Source organism: Gardnerella vaginalis (genome assembly GCF_040427915.1).
GTDB classification, from domain to species: domain Bacteria; phylum Actinomycetota; class Actinomycetes; order Actinomycetales; family Bifidobacteriaceae; genus Bifidobacterium; species Bifidobacterium vaginale_C.
In genome coordinates this window covers 804,382-825,868 of record NZ_JBETXJ010000002.1, presented here as the reverse complement: position 1 = coordinate 825,868, position 21,487 = coordinate 804,382, and the positions used below count along the sequence as shown (strand labels likewise).

Below are 21,487 nucleotides of genomic sequence, written 5' to 3'. Positions count from 1 at the left end.
TTGTTCCCCTTCTGGGTCAAACGGTAAACAAACACAAGCGCGCTTCCCCGCATTTGTTTACATATTCGGTCAAATGGGAAACAAAAGCAGGAACATCGCTAGCGTACTACGCTTTAAGCGCGACGGCGGTTAGTGCGCTCACTATTGTTGACTAAAAAGTCGCGTAGCGCGAGCGTTTTTAATCGCAAGAAATGCTATTCCAATTCCAATAAAAATCAACGTAAAAATGGCAAGCAAATAAACCACACCCACCCCGAGTGTTGTTGAATTAAACGTGTTTGGCGCAAATCCAAACCATCCTGCAGGAGCTTTGTAGTTCAAAAAGTTGTACGGCGCTGCCATAGCATGCTCTCCCCATCGCACGCCAGCAAACTCGCTTAAACATACAGCATAAGCCACATAAGTAAGCGGTGGAATCGTAGCAAAATAAACGTGCGCACGGCTGGACTTGTATTTGTAGTCGAAAAGAATAAAGTCAAAAATTGCGAGCAACGGCGTTATAAAATGCACGCATAAGCTTGAGCACCCATTGTTCATGTATGCGCCGATAAACCCGAGTTTGTTTGTAGGCGCTAGGAAGCAAAGATACAGCGTGAATGTTACGGCGATTGAAATCGTCATCATGAATTTGAAAACGTACCATGCGTTTGGTTTTGAATCTACCCATCCTTCGGATTTAACGCTTTCTGCAATATTTTTTGGCTTAAAAACATTGAAAGTGTCTAAGATCAAAGATCCTATAAGCGCAACGCAAATCATCAGATTGGAAAGATTTGTAAAATATGTGAGTGCCATTGAATCCCAAGACATTATCATTCCGTAAATTGATGACACTATTGCAATAACTCGAATAATGGTTCTTGTAACGTAGTTTTTGCGCGTTAGGGTTCCGCTCATTCTTATCTCGCTTTCAAATAATTTTTAATTCGCATTTTGTTTTTTGACTATTGTTTTTACATATATTTCGTTTTTACATAAATAAGATTTACTATACTTGATTCGGATTTAGGAATAGCAAAATATGAAAAATTCGCCTGCGATTTTTGTAGATAACGCCAATCGCAGACGAATAGTAGAAAATGATTCCTAATAACTGTCTAATTAATTAGATATGTGACTATCTAACTGAGTAACTATCTGAGTGAACGGTGTGCTTGATTGAAGAAATCGTACTCGTACACACAAGACGTCATATATGCTTGCACGGCAAGAATACGCTGGCTTGGTGAAGCTTGTTCGAAAGCTTTTTCAACACATTCAATCGCTTTTCTAACACTCGCATCAAACTCTTTCGACGAATACATTGAAATCCAATCGTTATAAGGATTATCTGGAGTAGTTTTTTCAACAAGAACATGCCCAACTTCCTCATAAAGCCAGTAGCATGGCAAAATAGCAGCTACAGCAACAACATAATCTTCACTAAAGGTTGTAGCTAAAAGATGATTAACGTAGGCAAGAGTTGCAGGAGAACATGCTGACTTCATAGCAGTACCTGTTTTCTTAAACCAGCTACGATGCAATTCGCTTTCTGCTTCAATACATGCGGCAGCGCTAGAAGACCAGTGCACGCGCGCATCATCATCTTGAGTTTTAGCAGCAGTAGCCGCGAGCGCCCGAGAGTAACGTTTCAAATATTCAGCATCCTGATTCAGGTAAAAGTCAAACAAATCCTCGTCTAAAGACCCATCTCCCAAAGACTTAATAAAATCAAGATTCATAATGTTAAAGTCAACGTCTGCAGTGGCATTCCAAAGAGCTTGAGTCCAGCGTCCTGCAGCGCATATTTTAGGTTTTCTAGGCAATGTTTTTGGCACAACATAACAGGTTTCAGGATTTGATCCGTCAAGATTAATTAAATTATCGTCTTTTAGATGTTCCCAAGGCGTTGTAGAAGAATCAAGTTCAAGCCTATATTGTCGTGCGGCGTGATTTACTGGACCATGCCCTTTTCCAACATGCAAATCTTCGCCGTTGCGTATTGATTCGTTAAGCCAATGCGTTGTCCAAGTTAATGCTTCTGATACGGTTGCAGGATTTTCAAGCACTTTGCCGTTTTTAAGAGCTAAGGATACACGCGTTGCTAATGATGATGAAAGCGAACATCCTGTACCGTGTGTAGTTTTTGTGTCTACTCTGCGTGAAGGAACATGCACATTAGTGCCATCTGGGAATACGGCGGTGTTTCCAGCGTCTTTTCCTGTTAAGTGTCCACCTTTAACGATTACAATAACATTATTTTCACTAGCTAAAATTTTGGCTTGTTCTAAAGCTTGATTAAAACTCGTTGCAGGTTCGCTATTGCATAAAACAGCAAGTTCTGGAATGTTTGGTGTAATAATATCTGCTTTTTTTATAAGAAGTCGTAAGGATTCTTCTGCAGATTCTTTAAGAAGACGATCGCCTGATGTAGCAACCATAACAGGATCTAACACGACTACAGGAACTGGATGATTTTCAAGCCATTCTCCGACTATATCAATATAGGGTTTATCACCTAACATTCCTAGTTTTACAGCATCTACTTTTACATCGTCGAATACTGCCTCTAGTTGAGATACTAGGAATGATGTTGGCGGAGTATATACTTCTCGCACACCGCATGTGTTTTGCGCGACTAAGTTTGTTGTAACGCACATGCCGAAACCATTGGAAGCCATGATTGATTTTAAGTCGGCTTGAATTCCAGCACCACCAGTTGGGTCTGTGCCGGCTATGGAAAGCACTCGTGGAATCACTGGTTTTTCACACGATGGTAATGAGTTTTTGCGCTGTGTAGAAAATGAGCTTTCTGCAGATTGATTAGATGGATTAGATAGATTTGTATTAAATGTATTAGTATGCGAATCTAGTGACAATTCTGTCATGATATTCCCTTCGCTAGCATTATCTAGATCAGGTTCAACGGGTGTAATCTCAGCGTTTACACGCACCCCGAACCATTATTTGACTATATCGTTTATTTGTGACTTACTACACCCCGCGTTTGTTCCCAAAATCGCCCGATACGTAAACAAACGCGGGATAAAAGTAACAAAAAGCAAACATTAGCGCACAAAAGCAAGATCAGAAGCAAGAACTCACTCACAAAAGCAAGCCTGATCTAATTCAGCGACTAAACCAGTCGAATAGTCTGCTATTGCGCAACGATTCTGCCGAAGCGTTGCAATGCTTGCTGTATGTTAGCTCGCCACTGATGCCGTTTCCGCTAAGCACAGATGCCAACCATCCGCGCCTACCGAATGCGCCCGACGCTATGAAGAGCGCCATCAATATGCCGAATAAGAAGGTGTACGTAATAGCAGCGTTTCCACCAGTAAACGGCAGCGGAATTGGCGACACGTTGATGCCAGTAATCTTAATATAGCCGATGATTGCTTTCTTATCATCTTTACCAGCATCATAGTGCTCACTCTCATTTTCTGACTGATCTTTTGTCTGCGCGTATACTGCGTAAACAGCCGTATTGCCATGAGTGACAAGCATCTGCTGCAATTTGTCAGTGTCTACACTTGCGTTGCCGTTGGTATCGCGCTTCAAAATAGGCGTGCAATTATCTTCAACAGGCACGCGATTGTTCAATTTTCGCACGCATACTTGAAGATTCTTCTCAACTACGTCTCGAGAATCAAAATCATCACTAGCGTCTACTAACAGCTCTTTGCCGCCCACTTTACCGTTAGCGTCTGGATTACCAGTAAATGTAAACTTAATATCGTTAGCAGTAACCTCGTAAGGCTTACTCATAGTCGATTTCTGAAGCGAACCTATAGATTCAGCTTTAGGCTTTATTACATCAACCGGCACTACGTATACTGGTATGAGCGAAGTTGCAGAAGCAACATTCTTAAAATGAGTTTGCGCATCATAGCCATAAGTATTCTTTAAGCTTCTCATTGCCCAACCATTAGAAAGCGACAAAGCATAGACTGGAGCAATAGCTTTCTCAGATGTTCCAGCTACATCATCTGCAGTTTCTATATTCTTATTTCCACCTAAAACTTTCGTAAGCTTAAAGGAATCGGAATTGACAGTCTTGCAATTTGGATTTGCAGTATCGCTACCCTCACACCATTTGTTCACAGTAATATCTTGAGGACTCATATTCGAATAATTATTACCCAATGTGGTGTGATCCATGCCTTCTGTTCCAGAAACTTTTACACCAGAACCGCCACCATAGTTTCCATTACCTAATACTAAATCAGGTATATTGATATACTCATCGTTAAGCGTGAAGAAGTAGGAACCATCATCATGACCGAATTGATCTACCCTAGTTTTGTTGTCAGCGAGCGGCACTGTAATAGACTTACTACCTTCGCCATTTTCCTTATCCGCGCCGCTTACAACACGCAAAGATGGTTGAATCTTCTTAAACTCATCTTCACTCATGCTGTTTGGAATATTCGGCTTAAGAGTGAGAGCATTCTGCAATTGGTTTAAGTTGATTTGACTGCCCTTCGTACTCGCGTTATAACGATACACAAGCGATTGATGACCAGGCTCGCCAACCAGCTCAAATCCTGGGTCATTAGAGCGTTCGCCAATATATGGCTTCTTCTTATCCCAAGTAATCTTGTAGTCGGCAGAGTCAGCAGCATCTTTACCAACACTTCGCAACCTAGCGAATCGAGTTACAATATTATATCTTGGCTCTGGCGTTACATTTCGCCTACGCCATCCGCGCAAAAGAATAAACGAATCCTGCTCGCTACCTACTGCGTTAGAGTAATTATTGCGTTTATCTTTCTGCTCACTCGGAGCAGTATATTCCCCACGCTTCCAAGCAACTTCTGACTGGTTTGCAGAAAGCGTATCATCATCATCCACGCTTATAAGACGGTCAGCATCTCCAAAACCAAGCCATTTGCCGCCGGAATTGCCATTGCGTAGCACGTAATTTACAGCATGCTTTTCAGAGTCATTCAGCAGCAATGGATGCACTTGTACTACTTTCTTATTGACTACGACTGGGAAGAATACGCAATCTGAAGGCGAACTCCACTCTTTTGGTGCTTTTGTTTCAGGCCTACACACGCTACTACGTTGCGCAACCATTGAGTCAGCAGATAGCACGTTGCGCATGTCTTCTTCTTTTAACGCATTTGACTCGGTGCCACCTGTTTGAGCGCTATCTACAGCGCTACTTGCATGAGTTGGATTCTCACTACCGCCTGATTGAGATGAGTTTGTGTTATTCGATAACTCATCCAAATTTCCTGACTTAACGCCAGGCATATCTGACCAAGGCCCATAAGAACCAGCTCGATCCCTTGCGCGCACTACGCTTCCAGGAGCCAGGAATCCAGCATTAAATATTATTGCAGAATTATTCTTTCCTTCGTCTTTAGAATTCAACACAACGCCTTGAGGTAGCTTATAGCCTTCGCAGACTTGCCAGTTATCCGTTGATTTAGTTCTGCATAATGCTAATGCTTCGCTCGTATCGGCATCACTTGCAGAAGTAGCATTATTACTACTCAAGTTATCCTGTGCACCCAAGCTAGACATCAGATTATTGCTAGATTGTAAACTAGCGAGTTTTGCTTTTTCTGCGCGAGTGAAATACACTACTAGTCGAGTCGCATTTTCCCCTGCAACAACAGACACAGCATTGTAGTACTTATCCGCAACAGCACCTTCCCAATCGTGAAGCCAGACTTTAGAGGAAGATGAATCACCATAATGATGACCATCATATGCTCGCACAACTGGAGCTTTAGCTACAGTCCAAGTGAACTTAAATTTGCCTACTACTGCCTCATTACTCTTATTTCCAGAATCGTCAGTTACTTGAGCAATCATCTTGAAGGTTGGAGACTTTGTAGCATCATTCCCACGCCATTTTTCTATAAATCCGCGCAACAGTTCCTTGTTGATATTGCCATCTGTAACAAATCTTATATGAGGAGCTTTTTTAGTCTTTGGATCTGTTACACCGTCTGCTTCAATATCTATGCTCAGCGTATTCTTCAAAGCGTTGCTTACATGCGTATCAGGATTTGCCACATTAAAATCATCATCCATTCCAAGCAAATCTACTACGTTGAATAAGCCCGACTGCTTTGTAATATCAGTCTTGTTCATATCAATAGTAGTAGGAGTTCCGCAAGAATCAGCCTTATCTTTAGTAGGATTGCACTCGCCAAGAAGCTTCTTATTAGCATCTTTAGGATCTTTTACTGAAATCCACGGCTTGTTCTTGTCTACAGGCACAAACCACACGTTAATTACATTTGGAGTTTGATTTTTATCGCCTTCGTCACGAGCTTCCAAATCTTTCCATGGTTTACCGTTGAAAATATAGAGCTGAGTGCGTCTTTCTGGAACAGCAGAGTTTTTACTAAGAATTACAGACCTTAAGTTTATACCAGACGCTTGCTGATTATATTCTTTACCACCAGGCATAATATAACCTTGCGGCTGCAAGAAACTGTTTTTATCAGTAATACCATTAGTATCTATATTGAGTCCACCGCCAAGACTGTTGTATTGTACTAAGTCAACAACGTTCACCCAGTCTCCGCGCGTATTGTTTACTTTACGAGCGTAACCGATGCCGCCATCACCACGCGGAGGCATACTGTTGTATCCACCCCATAGATTTTCTATGGTTGCTTTATTAGTAGAATTAGCATCATTAGTGTTCAATTGGTACAATGAAGGCTGTATTTGGCTATTAAGCCATTTTTTCTTTGTGCCTTTAAATAAGCTTAAAGCATCATTCGTATTGAAATTTTTACCAGAACCTTGGTTAATGTTGAATTTGTACACTAAATATTGCGTACTATATTCATCGCTGCCATACCAATAAAAACCATCGTCACTATCTCGACCCGGTAACTTATCTCCGTTACGAATTGACCAATCGTAATCTGCACGAATATTAACAAATCGCGTGATTTTCTTCTGCTTTGGATCAAGCACAGTTTCCTGCTTTTGATCATCTTGAGTGTCAGGGCCAGTGCCAGTTGCTTTTACTACATTAAAAGTCTTTTCTGAACCAGACTTATTTTGACCAGTATTTTTACCGTCAGGAGTTACAGAAAGGCAGATTTTATACTGCTTTTTATCGTCTTTACAAGAATATTTATCGTTTTTGCCACCAAGAGTTTTAGTTTCATCTTTCGACCAACCAATTTCGTCTTGTCGGTATTTAAACAAACGATCATTCTTTTGCTTAATTCTATCTATCAAACCCTGTTTTTCAGAAGGATTCAGCTCATACGGGCTCACTTGAACCATGCCATCGTCTGGCCATTTCATATCAAGCGGAAGCGGCTGCGAAACAGCGTGGTCACTAGTATTAATCTGACCTGGACCACTTCCTATGCCAACATAAATTCTTGAACCGATTTCTGCCAAATGTTCTGGGATAGTAATTTCACCAGTTTTTGGATTAAATGTAATCTCTTTTTCATATGGCATAATTTTTGTGAAAGTCGTATCATTTTGAGAATTTATCTGTGCCCAATCGTGTTTTTCGTCTTGACGATTCAGCATTATTCCTTGACAAACATCAGAGCGACCGATACATGTACTGTAAATATCTGTTTGAGTTCCATCTTTTTCTTCAAAAGGCTTAGTTTTTCCACGTCCCCAAATTCGCACTACCAACATTTTCACTGACGTAGCGTTTTTAGAAAGCGTCACTTTACCAACATACTTACCATCATTCTGCTTTTGCCAACGTACGTTAGGAACAATAAAATTACCATCGATAATATTCAACTTCACAGTTTTCTGAACATTATTTCCAGCATCATCCCAAGCGTGGAATGTAAACTCTTTAAACGGAGCATCATCACGTCCAGCCGGAGAACCATTAGGATCATTTATAGTAACATAACCGGATTGATCTTTAAGAGTATTAGCACACGCTGTGCTACCACATTTTGAATTTTGATCATATTTATTAAAACTGCCAGACCATTTTTTACTAGCTTCCAAAACATCTGTGCTACTAGTATGAGGCACATTCTCCTTAGTACCCATATGCACATGCATATCGTCATGACCTGTTACCAAGAATCTAACACGGCTACCAACAGATACGTTCAATCCGCTTTCTGGAACAGACTGAGGCTCGCCACCGTCAACGCTCACTTTCACGTCTATAGTCGGCTTCTCAGCATCAACATGTGTGAACACGAGTGGCAAAACATCCTTAGACTCATCCCAGTACGTAATCTTCGCATACTTAGCTAATACGTATACTGGCTTTACTTCTGGATTCGCGCCAGATTGAAGCATAATGCGATTTTCGTTATTAGTATTAGTTGGAGTTGCGTACTCTTCTTTTACTGGCTTTGAGAAGTCGTTTTTCGCAAGCTGTGCATATCTTGCTTTCTCATCACTAGTCAATGCTTGATCAACAGATTTACCTTTAGGCGCATCATAAAGTTTCCAAATATAACGCTTCGTATCGTTCAATGGCCTAAATTGACACTCTTGACCGTCTTTATTTTTTGCAGCAGCATCATCTTGCGCAGACTTTTCAGCAGATTTATCTGCAGCTTTATCATCATCGCCATTACAAGGATTTACTACGTTTACTACAGGAACTTTTACAGCAACCTTTGTTTCTGCATCTTGCAAAGTGTCTGACTTTTTATCATTACCTGTGTTATCAGTCCACTCAACGCTATAAATTGCGCGATCTTTAATAGCTTTGCTTGCTCCGGATCCGCCATCGGAATAACTATCATTGAGCGGATATTCTAAGCCATGAGTATCCCCAGGAATTTTGCCATCTTTAATAGAACCGTAATAAACAGAGTCCTCTGCATCTGAATAATTATCATAGTTGTCAATATTCTTCTGAGTATGAGCATCAGGCATGTATATGCGCGGATTTAACGCAATGGCAAAATCATAAATTCCAAGTTTGCTATCAAGGTATTTCACATAATCTTCTGCTTTACCTAAACTGGTTTTAGGAGAACGATACTTAGATTTATCATTCCATTCTTCAGTCTGCAAAGGTCTAAACACGTCCGCTTGACCAATAATGTCGTACTTAAAAGGCATACTCGAGCCCATTTGAAGTTTATCGTTCCAATATTTTACTGTCATCTGGTGAGAGCCGAAAGAAGAATCTTGAGTATTGATATTAGTGTTTGGATCTAATGGGATTCTCCACCAACGGTTTCCTCGCGCATACTTGTTATCTGCGGAATTGTATTTTGGAGAAAGTGAAATCTGACCCTTTGCCCACACTTGACCGTTGCACTGAGATTCATCAGCTTTATCGCACACTCTTTGCTGTGAAGGGTAGAAAAGTAAGCTTGTAACGCCAATATTATTAGTATGAGCTAATAATTGACCATTATTGCTTGTTAAAGGTCCTAAATGAGTACCGCGAAGGAACTGGAAATGCGGCACTCGCATATCAACTAGATTTGGTATACCGTACCACTGTTGGTACAAAGTCGTGTACTCGTAATCAGTATGGCCTTTACCACCGCGCCATTGCCAGAGTGAATATGGTTTAGAACGACCATATGGATCAGAACGACCATATCTAGTTGCTGGACCACCCCACTTATCACCATAATAAGTTCCTGCACCATAATACGATGTACTCAAAGCTCCATATTTTCCATTATCTGAAGTCGTATAATGAATATGGTAACTATAAGGTGATGTTTGATTATTTTCAATGTTATTAGTCAACGTAAATATTTTTGATCTTTCTGGACTATCTGGTCCGCGCATTTCAAGATACAAATGATCAATCAAATCAATATACGTTTGGTTGAATCGCTGTCTACCATCAGGAGGAAGACGAGTACCAGTAAGATGTTCTCCATCGCTTGGGAAACCATAGTTAGTACTGTGATAGCAATCAAAGCCATAACCAGTATGGCATAAGCCAAGACCCCTATTTTTATTTTCATTATTGCTTTGAGTTCCGCCATTATAAACAGCTGCATCACTAATAACAGTATTATTTTTAAGGCGATACCAAGCTTTATCAAGAGTTTCACCATTACTAAGCGGAGCTCTTAGAACACCTTTATCAAGGCAAAAACCGTTAGGATTAACCCAATCTTTTGAGCAAGTGCGATTAGTTGCATCAAAATGCAAGCGCTCTACATACTGGTCATACTGACCGTTACTTTCATCGAGTCTCTGATCTTTAGGAACAACGAAATATGTTAAAGCATTAGCAGCACCATGAATACGCGCACCCATGTTGACGAGCACATCCCAGATGTATCCTTTGCCATCGCGTTTAGGAGTACGCTTCATAAAAATGTAATCGTGAACATCATCAAGCTGATTAAAAGCCAAAGGATCAACACCGTTTCTGCCTGCATCATACGGCAAATTACGAAGACGTTTTTGTAAATACGTTCCGCGCGGATACGGAGTAAAGTTTGGATCATTTTCAGTGTAACGACCTTGAGGACTAGCAAAATTGCTATATACAGTACTCCAAGGATTTTGTCCGCGTTCCATATCAGCACCATTAGATGCGCGATGCCCCATTTCATCGCCGTCATCAGTAATGCATTCGGAACGTGAGTATTGTCTATAACAACCTGGGCGGAACTCCATTTTGCTATTGCGATTACTATCACGATTATTGTTGCTTGCACGATCAGTGTTGCTAGCGCGATCAGTATTGGCAAAATCTCCATCAGCTCCGCTTTGCAAAGCCATACCTTTGGCAGCGCTCATCATAGCACTATCAATAAGTCCTTTGACAGACCCATCACCCTTAGCGACGCTGTTAGCAAGATTATTATTTACACCATTTTGCATTTGCATCTTTGCAAACGCATTGCTTTGTCCATCGACAAAAACTGGAGGTTGCGATGGCGCAGAAATATTGGCATTATCGGCACCAGCATTATCGGCACCAGCATTGGCATTAGGATTACCAGCAGCATTAGATTTATTAGCAGACTTAGCTTTATCGCCAGACTTACCAGCATCAGCCTTTTTGCCAGAATTGCCAGAATTACCAGAGCTAGCTACAGTCTCAGCAGTGTTACTTTCAGCAGCTACAGCAGTGTTTGCAGTTAGGCACATCGGCAGCCACATCGCCACCGAAATCAGGAAAATAAGAGCAGCCTTAGTCGCCTGCTGAGCTAAACGTCCTATCCAGACGATAACACTTAGCAAAACCGTCCAAATACTTCTCATTTGTCCACCTAAACTCTCGTATGCCAATTTCCACATGCCAATTAACGTATTATTTCTAAAATCTTAAATTTTGACTTCTTTAACGCATCAACTTTTTAACGCATAAAATTACTGAACGCATCAACTTACTGAACGTATAAGATTATTCAACGCATCAACTTATTCAACGCATCAACTTTTCAATTTTTTAAGCTTTGAAGCCTTCGGACGCTTGCCCTGCGCAAAACCATCAATAATCGACTCAAAGGATTCCTGACTAATCCTTCTCGCTTCTTCAGAATTCCTATACATCTGCTTGTTTTGGTCGCCATAAATGCCAAGCCAAAGAGCATCATTCGTATGGTCATCACCATTTCGATCACTATCATGATCACCATTGCGATCACCATTATTTCTATCATCGCCGTTCTGCTTATCGTTCTTCTTCTTTTTCTTCTTAACAATCGGCAGACCAGCCCACCAAATGTAGCCTCCAACCACACTCAGGCTTGCAACGCTCCCAACAATCCACCACGGGAATCTCGGAACATCCGGCTTTTTACCAAGCAAAGACTTGTCCGCGGCAGGAGTCGGAACTACTCGCTCCCCCGTCACCAAGATTCTCTGCGTGTTGATTCCAAGCGGCGTGCAAGTAATCAGAGTCACAAGATCCTTACCAGGCACTGCAGCAATTTTCTTTGTTTCATCTGGGTTTACAACAATTTTTTCTATCACCTTGTAAGTGAGAATCTCGTCAAAAACCTCGATCGTAAAAGAATCGCCCTTGCCAATCTCATCCAACCTCGTAAACATTTCCGCACTAGCCAAACCACGATGACCAGTAATCACGGAACGAGTTCCTAATCCTCCAACTGGTAGAGAAGTACCGCGCAAATGCCCAAGTCCCTTAAGCAGAGTAGCGTCCTGCGTACCGTGATACACAGGCAAATCTAGGTCAATTTTCTTAATGCGAAGGCGAGCCATAAGACCATCGTCATTCGCTTTCAACTGATCCCAATAGTTTTGACTAACGTCAGACGTTTCGCCATGGGATGTTGGAATATTCGTATTCGCCTCATATATTGCACCTACGGATAGCTTGCGATTGTATTCGCGCGCGCGAGCAAGCTGCTCATGCGGAGCCGGAACAGCATGCGTGATTAGCTTAGCGTATTCCGCAGCTACTTCCGACATGTGATACTGGCTTAACCACATTGCTGCATGTGGGTATAACAGTGAGGCAAACGATGCGGTTAATAGAAGCGCTGGAACGATAGAAGATTTAGAAAATCTCCACTTTCGTTTATCGCGCTTCTTATGCTTAACCGCAACGTGTCGATTTAAGAATAAAAACCTAAGCATTTGTTGCTTTGCGATTGGACTTGAAACTGGACTTGTGATTTTATTTGCGACTTTATTTGTGATTTGATCTGCGATTTGTGATTTAATCTGCGATTTTATTTTCGATTTGATTTTCGATTTTGTGAGCCGATGCGAGTATTCGCGAATCCGCGCAATTCACTCACTTGAATACGCAAACACTCGCATACAGCTTTAATCACAAAACAATCACAAAACAATCACAAAATAATCACAAAACCAAGTAAGCCTTACGCTTCTTCTTGTTCCTTGCGACGACGGGTGATGATGTAGAACAACGTGCCGCCCAAGCCAACAATGCCGAATGCAGTGAGCAATACCAAGCCGCGCGCACCAGTCATTGGCAGCGCTGCAAGGATCTTGTCTAAGCCAGTGGCTTTCTTGTTTTCAATCTTCAAAGTGTTATTAGTAGACGCATCAGTTACAGAGTCAGCTTTCAGATTAACGCAATGAGGCTTAGAATCAAGCAAATAACCAGCAGGAGCCTCAGTCTCAACCACGCAGTAAAGCTTAGTTGTTACAGCAGGATTTGTTTCCTTTGAATTGTATACAAATAACCTTATAGAATCAGTTCCTTCAGTCTTCGTGGTTCCTTCAGTCTTTTCCTTGGTCACTAAAGAAACATTGTTAGCAAGCTTAGTTCCAACTTCAGTATTGTTTTTCTTAAGTTTACCGTTATCAACTGTAAACGTGTCGTTCACAGTTGCACCTTCGCCAGTAACTTCATACACATCGAAGTGTGCGTCATTCAAAGGCACGTCTTTTTGGTCATTTTCTTCACCTTGTTTGGTAAATTTATTAACAGTCAACGTACCAAAGTGGGCAGTATCATTAGGAGTATCACCGCAGTCACCAGTCTTATCATTTGGTGTACATGGATTATTATCGTCACCTTTACCAGTCTTATTATCATCAACGTATGTATTGGCTACGTTAGCAATGTCCTTAACAGTATCAGCAACTTTAGTGACAAGCTCTACCTCAAGCTTAACAACTTTCCCATCAGTGGCTGCAGTATAAGCATCATATGCTTTCTTAAGACCAGTATTGGCATCATCCTTCAAAGAGAACGAAACTACTTTAGTAGTAGAATCATTAGTAGCAGTATAATCATCTGTTGTAAGCGTTACTTCAGCAGGAGTCGAGAGTTTCTGACCATCTTTACTATAAGTTACAAGTTTTGCACTGTTAATCTTATCGTAAGTTAAACCAGCTTCTAGCTTATCCTTAAAACCGATCTTCTCATACTTATTGCCATCCTTAGGAGCTGTGAGAGGAATCGCAATCTTCCAAGTTATAGTGGTTCCATTATCCTTAGTCAAATCCTTACGGCTTAACTCGCTAACTGTCTTAGTTGGACGTTCCTTGCTTGTATCGTTCTTTGGATACACATTAACATCGTAAATCCAAGGATTAGTCTTGTCTTTAGGATTTGGAAGAGGAGTGGTCACAAAGAACGGAGAAACACGCTTTGTAATGGAAACTTTTTTCCACGCATTGTGTTCATCTTGTAATTGTGCACCAGAAGTATCGGTTTCTTCGATGTAGTAAAGACCCATATTGAGACCAGTGAACGAGCATGAGCCGTCAGCACCTGTTTCGCAAGTCTTTCCATCGGCTTTCTCAGCACCTTCACCTTTAGCATCATACTTCACAAACTCTGCACTACCGCCAGTCATAAAGTCATTAGCGGTTTTCTTGTCAGCAGTAGCTGTTTCAACTAAATTATCTAAGTCTTTGATCTTCTTCCAGCCTTCAGGCGTAGAAAGGTCAATCTCCTCAGGAGAAGTACCATTCTTCTTCTTTACTCGCCATAGAGTAAACTTAACACCCTTAACTGGCTTCTTATCGTTTAAAGTCTTAACAGTACCATCAGATCGGTCACCAGTTGCAGGACCTTGATACTTGTGAATAATAATGGATGTAGCGGTCTTTTTGCCTTGATTAATGTTTCCAGTGTCAGCGCCCTGAGTCTCACCCTGCGCATAAGCAATAGAGCCAGCAATACAGCATGTTCCAAGCGTGCAAACCGCAGCCAAAACAGCAACGGTGCGCTTCAGCGAATTCGTATTTAAACGCATGTTCCCTCTCTTCTTTAGAGTGACATCTCGTTACGAGAATTTTGTGTTTAGAAAGAATCACCCATGTGATTAGACTCTTCCGCAAAATCGCATAAATACTGCGAATTACAGATTCCTCTCACCGGGCTTCTAGGCACACTAAAGCCGTGTGCCAAACCTTCATTGTCTAAATCAGACTAGCATTTTACGGTATGAAAATCACCTAAAAATCAACTAACAAAAGACTACTAAAATAAGCTTTTAATACCCCCCCCCCTGGTATCGTTGAAATATCAGGGTTTTCTCAGCTTAACAAGTGATTAAAATTGTTAAAAATTCTTTACGAATTTTTGCTAAATTCGCACCTCGGCGTGTCGAATTAACCGCGTCGTTATCCCTCGCGCGTATTGCGGCACTCACTTCTTCGCAGCGCCCACGTTTGTTCCCAAAATCGCCCAAAACGTAAACAAACTCGGGAAAGTGTTCCCGCTTTTGTTTCCCACTCAACCCAATACGTAAACAAACTCGGGCAATCATCCCCACTTTTGTTTCCCATCCGACCCAAAATGGGAACAAACACAGGCAATCATCCCCGCATTTGTTTCCCACTCAACCCAATACATAAACAAACTCGGGCAATCATCCCCGCATTTGTTTCCCACTCAACCCAATACATAAACAAACTCGGGCAATCATCCCCGCATTTGTTTACCACTCAACCCCAAAAGGGAACAAACTCGGGCAATCATCCCCGCATTTGTTTACCACTCAACCCCAAAAGGGAACAAACTCGGGCAATCATCCCCGCGTTTGTTTACCAAAACACACAAAATGGGAACAAACTCGGGAAAATCGAGAACAAACACCAAGCCAAATCAAGCCAAAATCACATACACACAAAATCAATTTTGTCAAGTCATATGAAAGAATGTGCATAAAGCATAGGCTTTAACCACATTGCAAAAAATATCTTGCAATAATAATTTCATAACAATAACATCGTCAGCATGAATAACAGTAAATTATTATCTGACATTTTAAAAGCTGAAAGTCACAACTCCTGCTTGATGGCTTCATACACCAAGTGTCGCAAAAGTTTAAGGACACACTTAAAGTCCAACAATTTGGTTGAACCATATCGCGGACTTTATGCTATAAGCAACTATTGGCAGCGACTATCATACAAGGACAAGGTTCTACACATAGCCATCCCACTTACTCAAAAAATAAAGATTAAGGAATGGAAGTTCACTGGAGAAACCGCCGCCGCACTAAAGGGGTTTGAAGTCATCAAGCTATATAGCAATCAGCCAAAGGCAATAAACATACACGTATCTTGCGCATATGCTGACAAAAATTTGACCGATACTAGTGAAAAGTCTACAAAAAAGATAGCTAGACGGCAGCTCAAACGCATACATCTCCCAGATATTATTGAGGACGAGAATGGCATTAGGCTTGAAGAATGTTACAAAAGATGCAAGAAACCGAATTCACCAAATACTTGCGATTCAAATGTAAAAACCTGCAAGCACACAAATGAAAAGAAAACCTCCACGTTCGGTCACATTAAAACAATGGAGGAAGATGCAATGTCCCATGTCGCAAGTACTTACAACACTCTATTCGTTGAAGCATGGACTAATCCATTTAGAATAGCCCTACCAACTTTTGATTCCGCTTCTCAAAAAGGCGAGAATCTAAAGAAAATTTACAACGTATGTAGTGAGTTTTACAGATTTGCGCGCTATCAGTATAATGCGTCACAATTGCAAGACGACCCGTATCTTAGAAAAATCAACAACCCTTATTTTTCAAACATTGACTACACTGACGCATTATCTCGATTGAAACTTTTATGCAATTTTGCATCAGCTAAAAGCGAAAATGCAGGCGAATCTTTGGCTCGAGCAACAATTATTGAACTTGGGTTCATTGTGCCTCAAATCCAATATGAATTCCCGAACAATAAAAACCCAAATTATCCATTACGCGCAGATTTTGCATGGAATGTCAATGGAAATCTTATAGTCGGAGAATTTGATGGTACCGATAAATATTTGATTGAATGTGGGAAAAGCTCTGTTTGCAATATTAGTCAAGAATCTTCTAAAAATACTATTATCACTGACCTTCATGAAGAAAATATGCTGCTTCGATACGACCGCGATGCCGTACGAAAAGAACGCGATCGGGAGAGGTACCTATATGACTGCGGAGTGAGCAAAATCGTTCGCTTCAACTTTGCGGAAGTCATTGATCCACAAAAACTCGAGCAGAAGCTAACTTTGGCAGGGATTCCCAAGGCTTATAAATAAGGTAATTAAGGTAAATAAGATAGATAAGATAAATAAGAGTGTACTCAATATAAATAAGAGTGTACTTGCGTGGTAACCGTTTTAAGTGCCACCGCAAATCAATTCCCCGCGTTTGTTCCCAAAATCGCCAAATACATAAACAAACTCGGGCAAGCACTCCTGCTTTTGTTTACCACTCGACCCAAAACGCAAACAAACACAGGCAATAATCCCCGCATTTGTTTCCCACTCAACCCAAAAAGGGAACAAACTCGGGCAAGCATTCCTGCTTTTGTTTACCATTTGACCCAATACGTAAACAAACACGGGCAAAAAGAAACAAAAGCAGGAGAAAGTAAACGCACAAAAAACAAAAAGCCGTTGCAAGATGTGTAAAACAAAAATGCATAAAACAAAAAGCCGCTGCAAGATGTGTAAAACAACTTGCAACGGCTAATTCGATTCAGACTAGCAAAACCAAACCTAGAGATTTAAGCAAATCACCCATAAACAGTATGGATAGCCTAAAATCACCAGTTATACATAGTCTGATTAGTTAAGGTCATCGTCATAATCACCCTGACCACCCTGATCATCAAGGAAGTCATCTGGATTAAACTCATCCCCAAGCTGCATGTCGCCAAAATCAATGTTCGAGAAATCAACATCTCCCATGTTGCTCTCGCCAAAGTTTGACGGAGTGCCATTTGCTCCACCCAAACCAAGGTTTGGATAAACAGCATCACGCACCTCTGGATCTGCAAAGACATCCGCATTACGATAACGCGCCAAACCAGTACCAGCTGGGATGAGCTTACCAATAATAACGTTCTCCTTCAAGCCCTTAAGATCATCTTCCTTCTGGCTCAAAGCAGCTTCAGTAAGCACGCGTGTAGTCTCCTGGAAGGATGCGGCAGAAAGCCAAGAATCTGTAGCCAAAGAAGCCTTTGTAATACCCATAAGCTCTGGACGACCAGCAGCAGGCTTACCACCATTCTTAACAGCCTCAAGATTTGCCTCGCGGAACTTAGCCTGATCCACAAGTTCGCCTGGAAGAAGGTTCGTGTCTCCAGAATCAATCACCGTAATACGGCGAAGCATCTGGTGCACAATAACCTCAATATGCTTATCGTGAATATCAACGCCCTGAGAACGGTACACGTTGTGCACTTCTTCCACAATGTTCACCTGAGCAGCACGAGGACCAAGAATTCGCAGAATCTTCTTAGGATCCACAGAACCTTCAATCAGCTGTGTACCAACCTCAACGTGGTCTCCATCCTTAACAAGCATTGGAGCACGACGAGTTACTGGGTAAACGATTGGCTCAACCGTAGTATCGTCTGGAGTCAAAGTCACCTGACGACCATGGTCAGTATCCTCAACCTTCACAACACCTGGGAACTCAGCAATTGGAGCCTCGCCCTTAGGTGTACGAGCCTCGAAAAGCTCGGTAACACGAGGAAGACCCTGCGTAATATCAGAAGCCGAAGCAACACCACCAGAGTGGAAGGAACGAAGCGTAAGCTGCGTACCAGGCTCACCAATAGACTGTGCTGCAACAATACCAACAGCCTCGCCAACATCAACAAGAGAGCTTGTAGCCAAAGACCAACCGTAGCACTTTGCGCAAACGCCACGCTTAGACTCGCAAGTAAGCACAGAACGAGCCTTAACTTCTTCAACACCATGCGCAACCAAGTCACGCAAAACATCCATCGAAAGCGCGTCACCACACTTAGCCAAAACGGTTGTACCGTCTGCTGGATCAAGCACATCTGCAGCAAGCAATCGCGAGTATGGACCACCATCAGCAGCCTTAACAAGCGTCAAATTGCCATTTTCGTCGCGGTCCGCAATCTTCATCATAAGACCACGCTTTGTGCCGCAATCTTCCTCACGAACAATAACTTCCTGAGAAACGTCAACAAGACGACGAGTCAAGTAACCAGATTCTGCAGTACGAAGTGCGGTATCAGCCAAGCCCTTACGCGCACCGTGCTGGGAGATGAAGTACTCCAACACAGAAAGACCATCACGGTAGTTTGACTTGACAGGACGAGGAATAATCTCACCCTTAGGGTTTGCCACTAAGCCTCGCATACCAGCAATCTGACGAATCTGCATCCAGTTACCGCGTGCACCAGACTGAACCATGATGTTCACGTTGTTATCATCATGGAAGTTCTCACGCATAGCATCTGCAACTTTATCGGTGCATTCAGTCCACAAGTTAATCAACTCTTGACGACGCTCTTCATCTGTAAGAAGACCCATATCGTACTGGGAGTTAATCTTTGCAGCCTGATTCTCGTAGTCTTGTGCAATAGCCTCACGATTTGGAGGAAGCACAATATCAGAGAATGCCATTGTAACGCCAGACCAAGGTGCTCGAGTAAAGCCAAGATCCTTCAAAGCATCAAGGGATGCGGCGACCTGAGCGGTGGAATAACGTGTAGCGATATCGTCAACAATCTTGGAGAGCACACCCTTTGGAACCTGCTGGTTTACAAACGGATAGTCCTCTGGAAGAGTGCCGTTAAACAACACGCGACCGTAGGATGTGGCGAACAATACAGTTCCATCCTTAAAGCGCTCTTCGTGAACAACATCTGGGCTGCCTGGCTCTGGGTCTACGACCTTAAGTTCTCCTGGCTCCCAATCCTTTGGTAGCACAAAATCTTCTGGCACGCGGATTAATACCTTTGCCTGCATGTCAATCTCATGCTTGTCGAGTGCCATTTGCGCTTCGGCAAGCGAGGAGAAGATTCGTCCTTGACCCTTTGCTCCGTCGATTACGGTAGACAAGTAGTACAAGCCCAAAATCATATCCTGAGATGGCATGGTAACAGTGTGACCATCTGCTGGCTTCAAGATATTGTCGGATGCCATCATCAAGCTACGAGCTTCTGCCTGAGCTTCGGCGGAAAGTGGCAGGTGCACTGCCATCTGGTCACCATCGAAGTCGGCGTTGAATGCGGCGCAAGCAAGTGGTGGAAGGTGAATTGCTTTACCTTCAACCAGAATTGGCTCGAATGCCTGAATACCCAAACGGTGAAGCGTAGGAGCACGGTTAAGAAGCACAGGATGCTCAGAAATAACTTCCTCAAGCACGCCCCAAACCTCGGAATCTCCGCGATCTACAAGACGCTTTGCGCTCTTCATATTCTGAGCAAAGCCCTGATCCACCAAACGCTTAATAACGAATGGCTTAAACAGCTCCAACGCCATTGGCTTAGGCAAACCACACTGATGCATGCGAAGGCTTGGGCCAACAACGATTACGGAACGACCAGAGTAATCAACTCGCTTACCGAGCAAGTTCTGACGGAATCGACCCTGCTTACCTTTAAGCATATCGGAAAGCGACTTTAGTGGACGGTTCGATGCGCCAGTTACTGGGCGACCACGACGACCGTTGTCGAAGAGTGAATCAACTGCTTCCTGAAGCATGCGCTTTTCGTTGTTAAGCATGATTTCAGGGGCACCAAGTTCAATCAACCTCTTCAAACGGTTGTTACGGTTGATAACTCGACGGTACAAGTCGTTCAAATCAGATGTTGCAAAGCGTCCACCATCGAGCTGAACCATTGGTCGCAAATCTGGTGGAATAACTGGAATAACATCCAAAACCATTGCTTCTGGCTTGTTCCCAGTGGTAAGGAACGCGTTTACAACTTTAAGTCGCTTCAAAGCGCGCGCCTTGCGCTGACCAGTACCATTGTCGATTTCTTCGCGAAGTTCTACGGCAGCAGATTTAAGATCGAAGTCCTGCAAGCGCTTCTTGATTGCTTCAGCACCCATGCAGCCTTCAAAATAGTCACCGTAGCGGTCTTCCATTTCTCGCCAAAGGTCAACATCGCCTTCCATATCTCCTGCGCGCAAGCCCTTGAAGCGATCGAAAACTGCGTTCAAACGCTGAATCTGCTCATCGTAGCGAGTACGAATAGCAGCCATTTCTCGCTCTGCTCCAGCGCGCAACTTAGACTTTGCGTTGCCCTTTGCTTCGCCTGATTCTTCCAGCTCGTGCAGGTCTTCTTCCACCTTCTTTGCGCGAGCTTCAATCTCATTGTCGCGGCGCTTACGAAGATTGCCGATTTCAGTATCGAACTCGTCTTGCAAGTCTGGAAGATCTTGATGACGCTGCTCTTCATCTACCTTAGTAACCATATAGGCAGCGAAGTAGATGACCTTCTCTAGGTCTTTTGGAGCAATATCAAGCAGGTAACCTAAGCGGCTTGGCACACCCTTGAAGAACCAAATGTGTGTTACAGGAGCCGCAAGCTCAATATGACCCATGCGTTCACGGCGAACGCGGCTGCGTGTAACTTCCACGCCGCATCGCTCGCACACGATTCCCTTAAAGCGCACGCGCTTATACTTGCCGCACGCGCACTCCCAGTCGCGAGTAGGACCAAAAATCTGCTCACCGAACAGACCATCCTTCTCTGGCTTAAGGGTACGGTAATTAATGGTTTCTGGCTTCTTAACTTCGCCGTGGCTCCAGCTACGGATGTCGTCGGCGGTTGCCAGTCCAATCCTCAGTTTGTCAAATGCGTTGACGTCCAGCACTATTATCGTCCTGTCTCATGAAATTGTTTTTCTAAGTTTCTT

General features: G+C 42.7%; 7 protein-coding genes and 1 riboswitch. Of the genes, 1 reads left to right on the top strand and 6 read right to left on the bottom strand.

The window, feature by feature from the left end; translation table 11 throughout:
• Nucleotides 1–141: 141 nt before the first annotated feature.
• The 5 genes from ABVC65_RS03380 to ABVC65_RS03360 form a co-directional block, all read right to left on the bottom strand.
• Complete coding sequence (locus tag ABVC65_RS03380; RefSeq protein WP_353582592.1) at nt 142–897, bottom strand: hypothetical protein; 756 nt, start codon at nt 895–897, stop codon at nt 142–144.
• A gap of 236 nt (nt 898–1,133) precedes the next feature.
• A complete protein-coding gene (locus ABVC65_RS03375) occupies nt 1,134–2,867 on the bottom strand; it encodes a bifunctional hydroxymethylpyrimidine kinase/phosphomethylpyrimidine kinase (protein WP_353582591.1) in 1,734 nt (577 codons plus the stop codon).
• A riboswitch (TPP riboswitch) is annotated at nt 2,855–2,947 on the bottom strand. Its footprint overlaps the gene before it by 13 nt.
• Before the next feature lie 161 nt (nt 2,948–3,108).
• Nucleotides 3,109–11,157, bottom strand: coding sequence for a cell wall-binding protein (locus ABVC65_RS03370; protein ID WP_353582590.1), 8,049 nt, complete (start codon nt 11,155–11,157; stop codon nt 3,109–3,111).
• 171 nt (nt 11,158–11,328) lie between these two features.
• Nucleotides 11,329–12,498 carry a class C sortase gene (locus ABVC65_RS03365; protein ID WP_004122653.1) on the bottom strand — a complete coding sequence of 390 codons (1,170 nt, stop codon included), beginning with the start codon at nt 12,496–12,498 and terminating at the stop codon, nt 11,329–11,331.
• 248 nt (nt 12,499–12,746) lie between these two features.
• On the bottom strand, nt 12,747–14,597 hold the full coding sequence (locus ABVC65_RS03360; protein ID WP_004122655.1) for a SpaH/EbpB family LPXTG-anchored major pilin: 1,851 nt from the start codon (nt 14,595–14,597) through the stop codon (nt 12,747–12,749).
• Between the two features lie 986 nt (nt 14,598–15,583).
• Between ABVC65_RS03360 and ABVC65_RS03355 the strand changes: the two genes are divergently transcribed.
• Nucleotides 15,584–16,894: a hypothetical protein gene (locus ABVC65_RS03355; protein ID WP_353582589.1), complete on the top strand. Its 1,311-nt coding sequence runs from the start codon at nt 15,584–15,586 to the stop codon at nt 16,892–16,894.
• Nucleotides 16,895–17,425: 531 nt separating this feature from the next.
• Here ABVC65_RS03355 and ABVC65_RS03350 read toward each other — a convergent pair.
• A complete protein-coding gene (locus ABVC65_RS03350; RefSeq protein ID WP_004122660.1) occupies nt 17,426–21,445 on the bottom strand; it encodes a DNA-directed RNA polymerase subunit beta' in 4,020 nt (1,339 codons plus the stop codon).
• Nucleotides 21,446–21,487 lie beyond the last annotated feature (42 nt).

Coding starts and splice junctions, on each gene's coding strand:
- ABVC65_RS03370 (WP_353582590.1), bottom strand. CDS start 11,157: ATGAGAAGTATTTGGACGGTTTTGCTAAGTGTTATCGTCTGGATAGGA.
- ABVC65_RS03365 (WP_004122653.1), bottom strand. CDS start 12,498: ATGCTTAGGTTTTTATTCTTAAATCGACACGTTGCGGTTAAGCATAAG.
- ABVC65_RS03355 (WP_353582589.1), top strand. CDS start 15,584: ATGAATAACAGTAAATTATTATCTGACATTTTAAAAGCTGAAAGTCAC.
- ABVC65_RS03375 (WP_353582591.1), bottom strand. CDS start 2,867: ATGACAGAATTGTCACTAGATTCGCATACTAATACATTTAATACAAAT.
- ABVC65_RS03380 (WP_353582592.1), bottom strand. CDS start 897: ATGAGCGGAACCCTAACGCGCAAAAACTACGTTACAAGAACCATTATT.
- ABVC65_RS03360 (WP_004122655.1), bottom strand. CDS start 14,597: ATGCGTTTAAATACGAATTCGCTGAAGCGCACCGTTGCTGTTTTGGCT.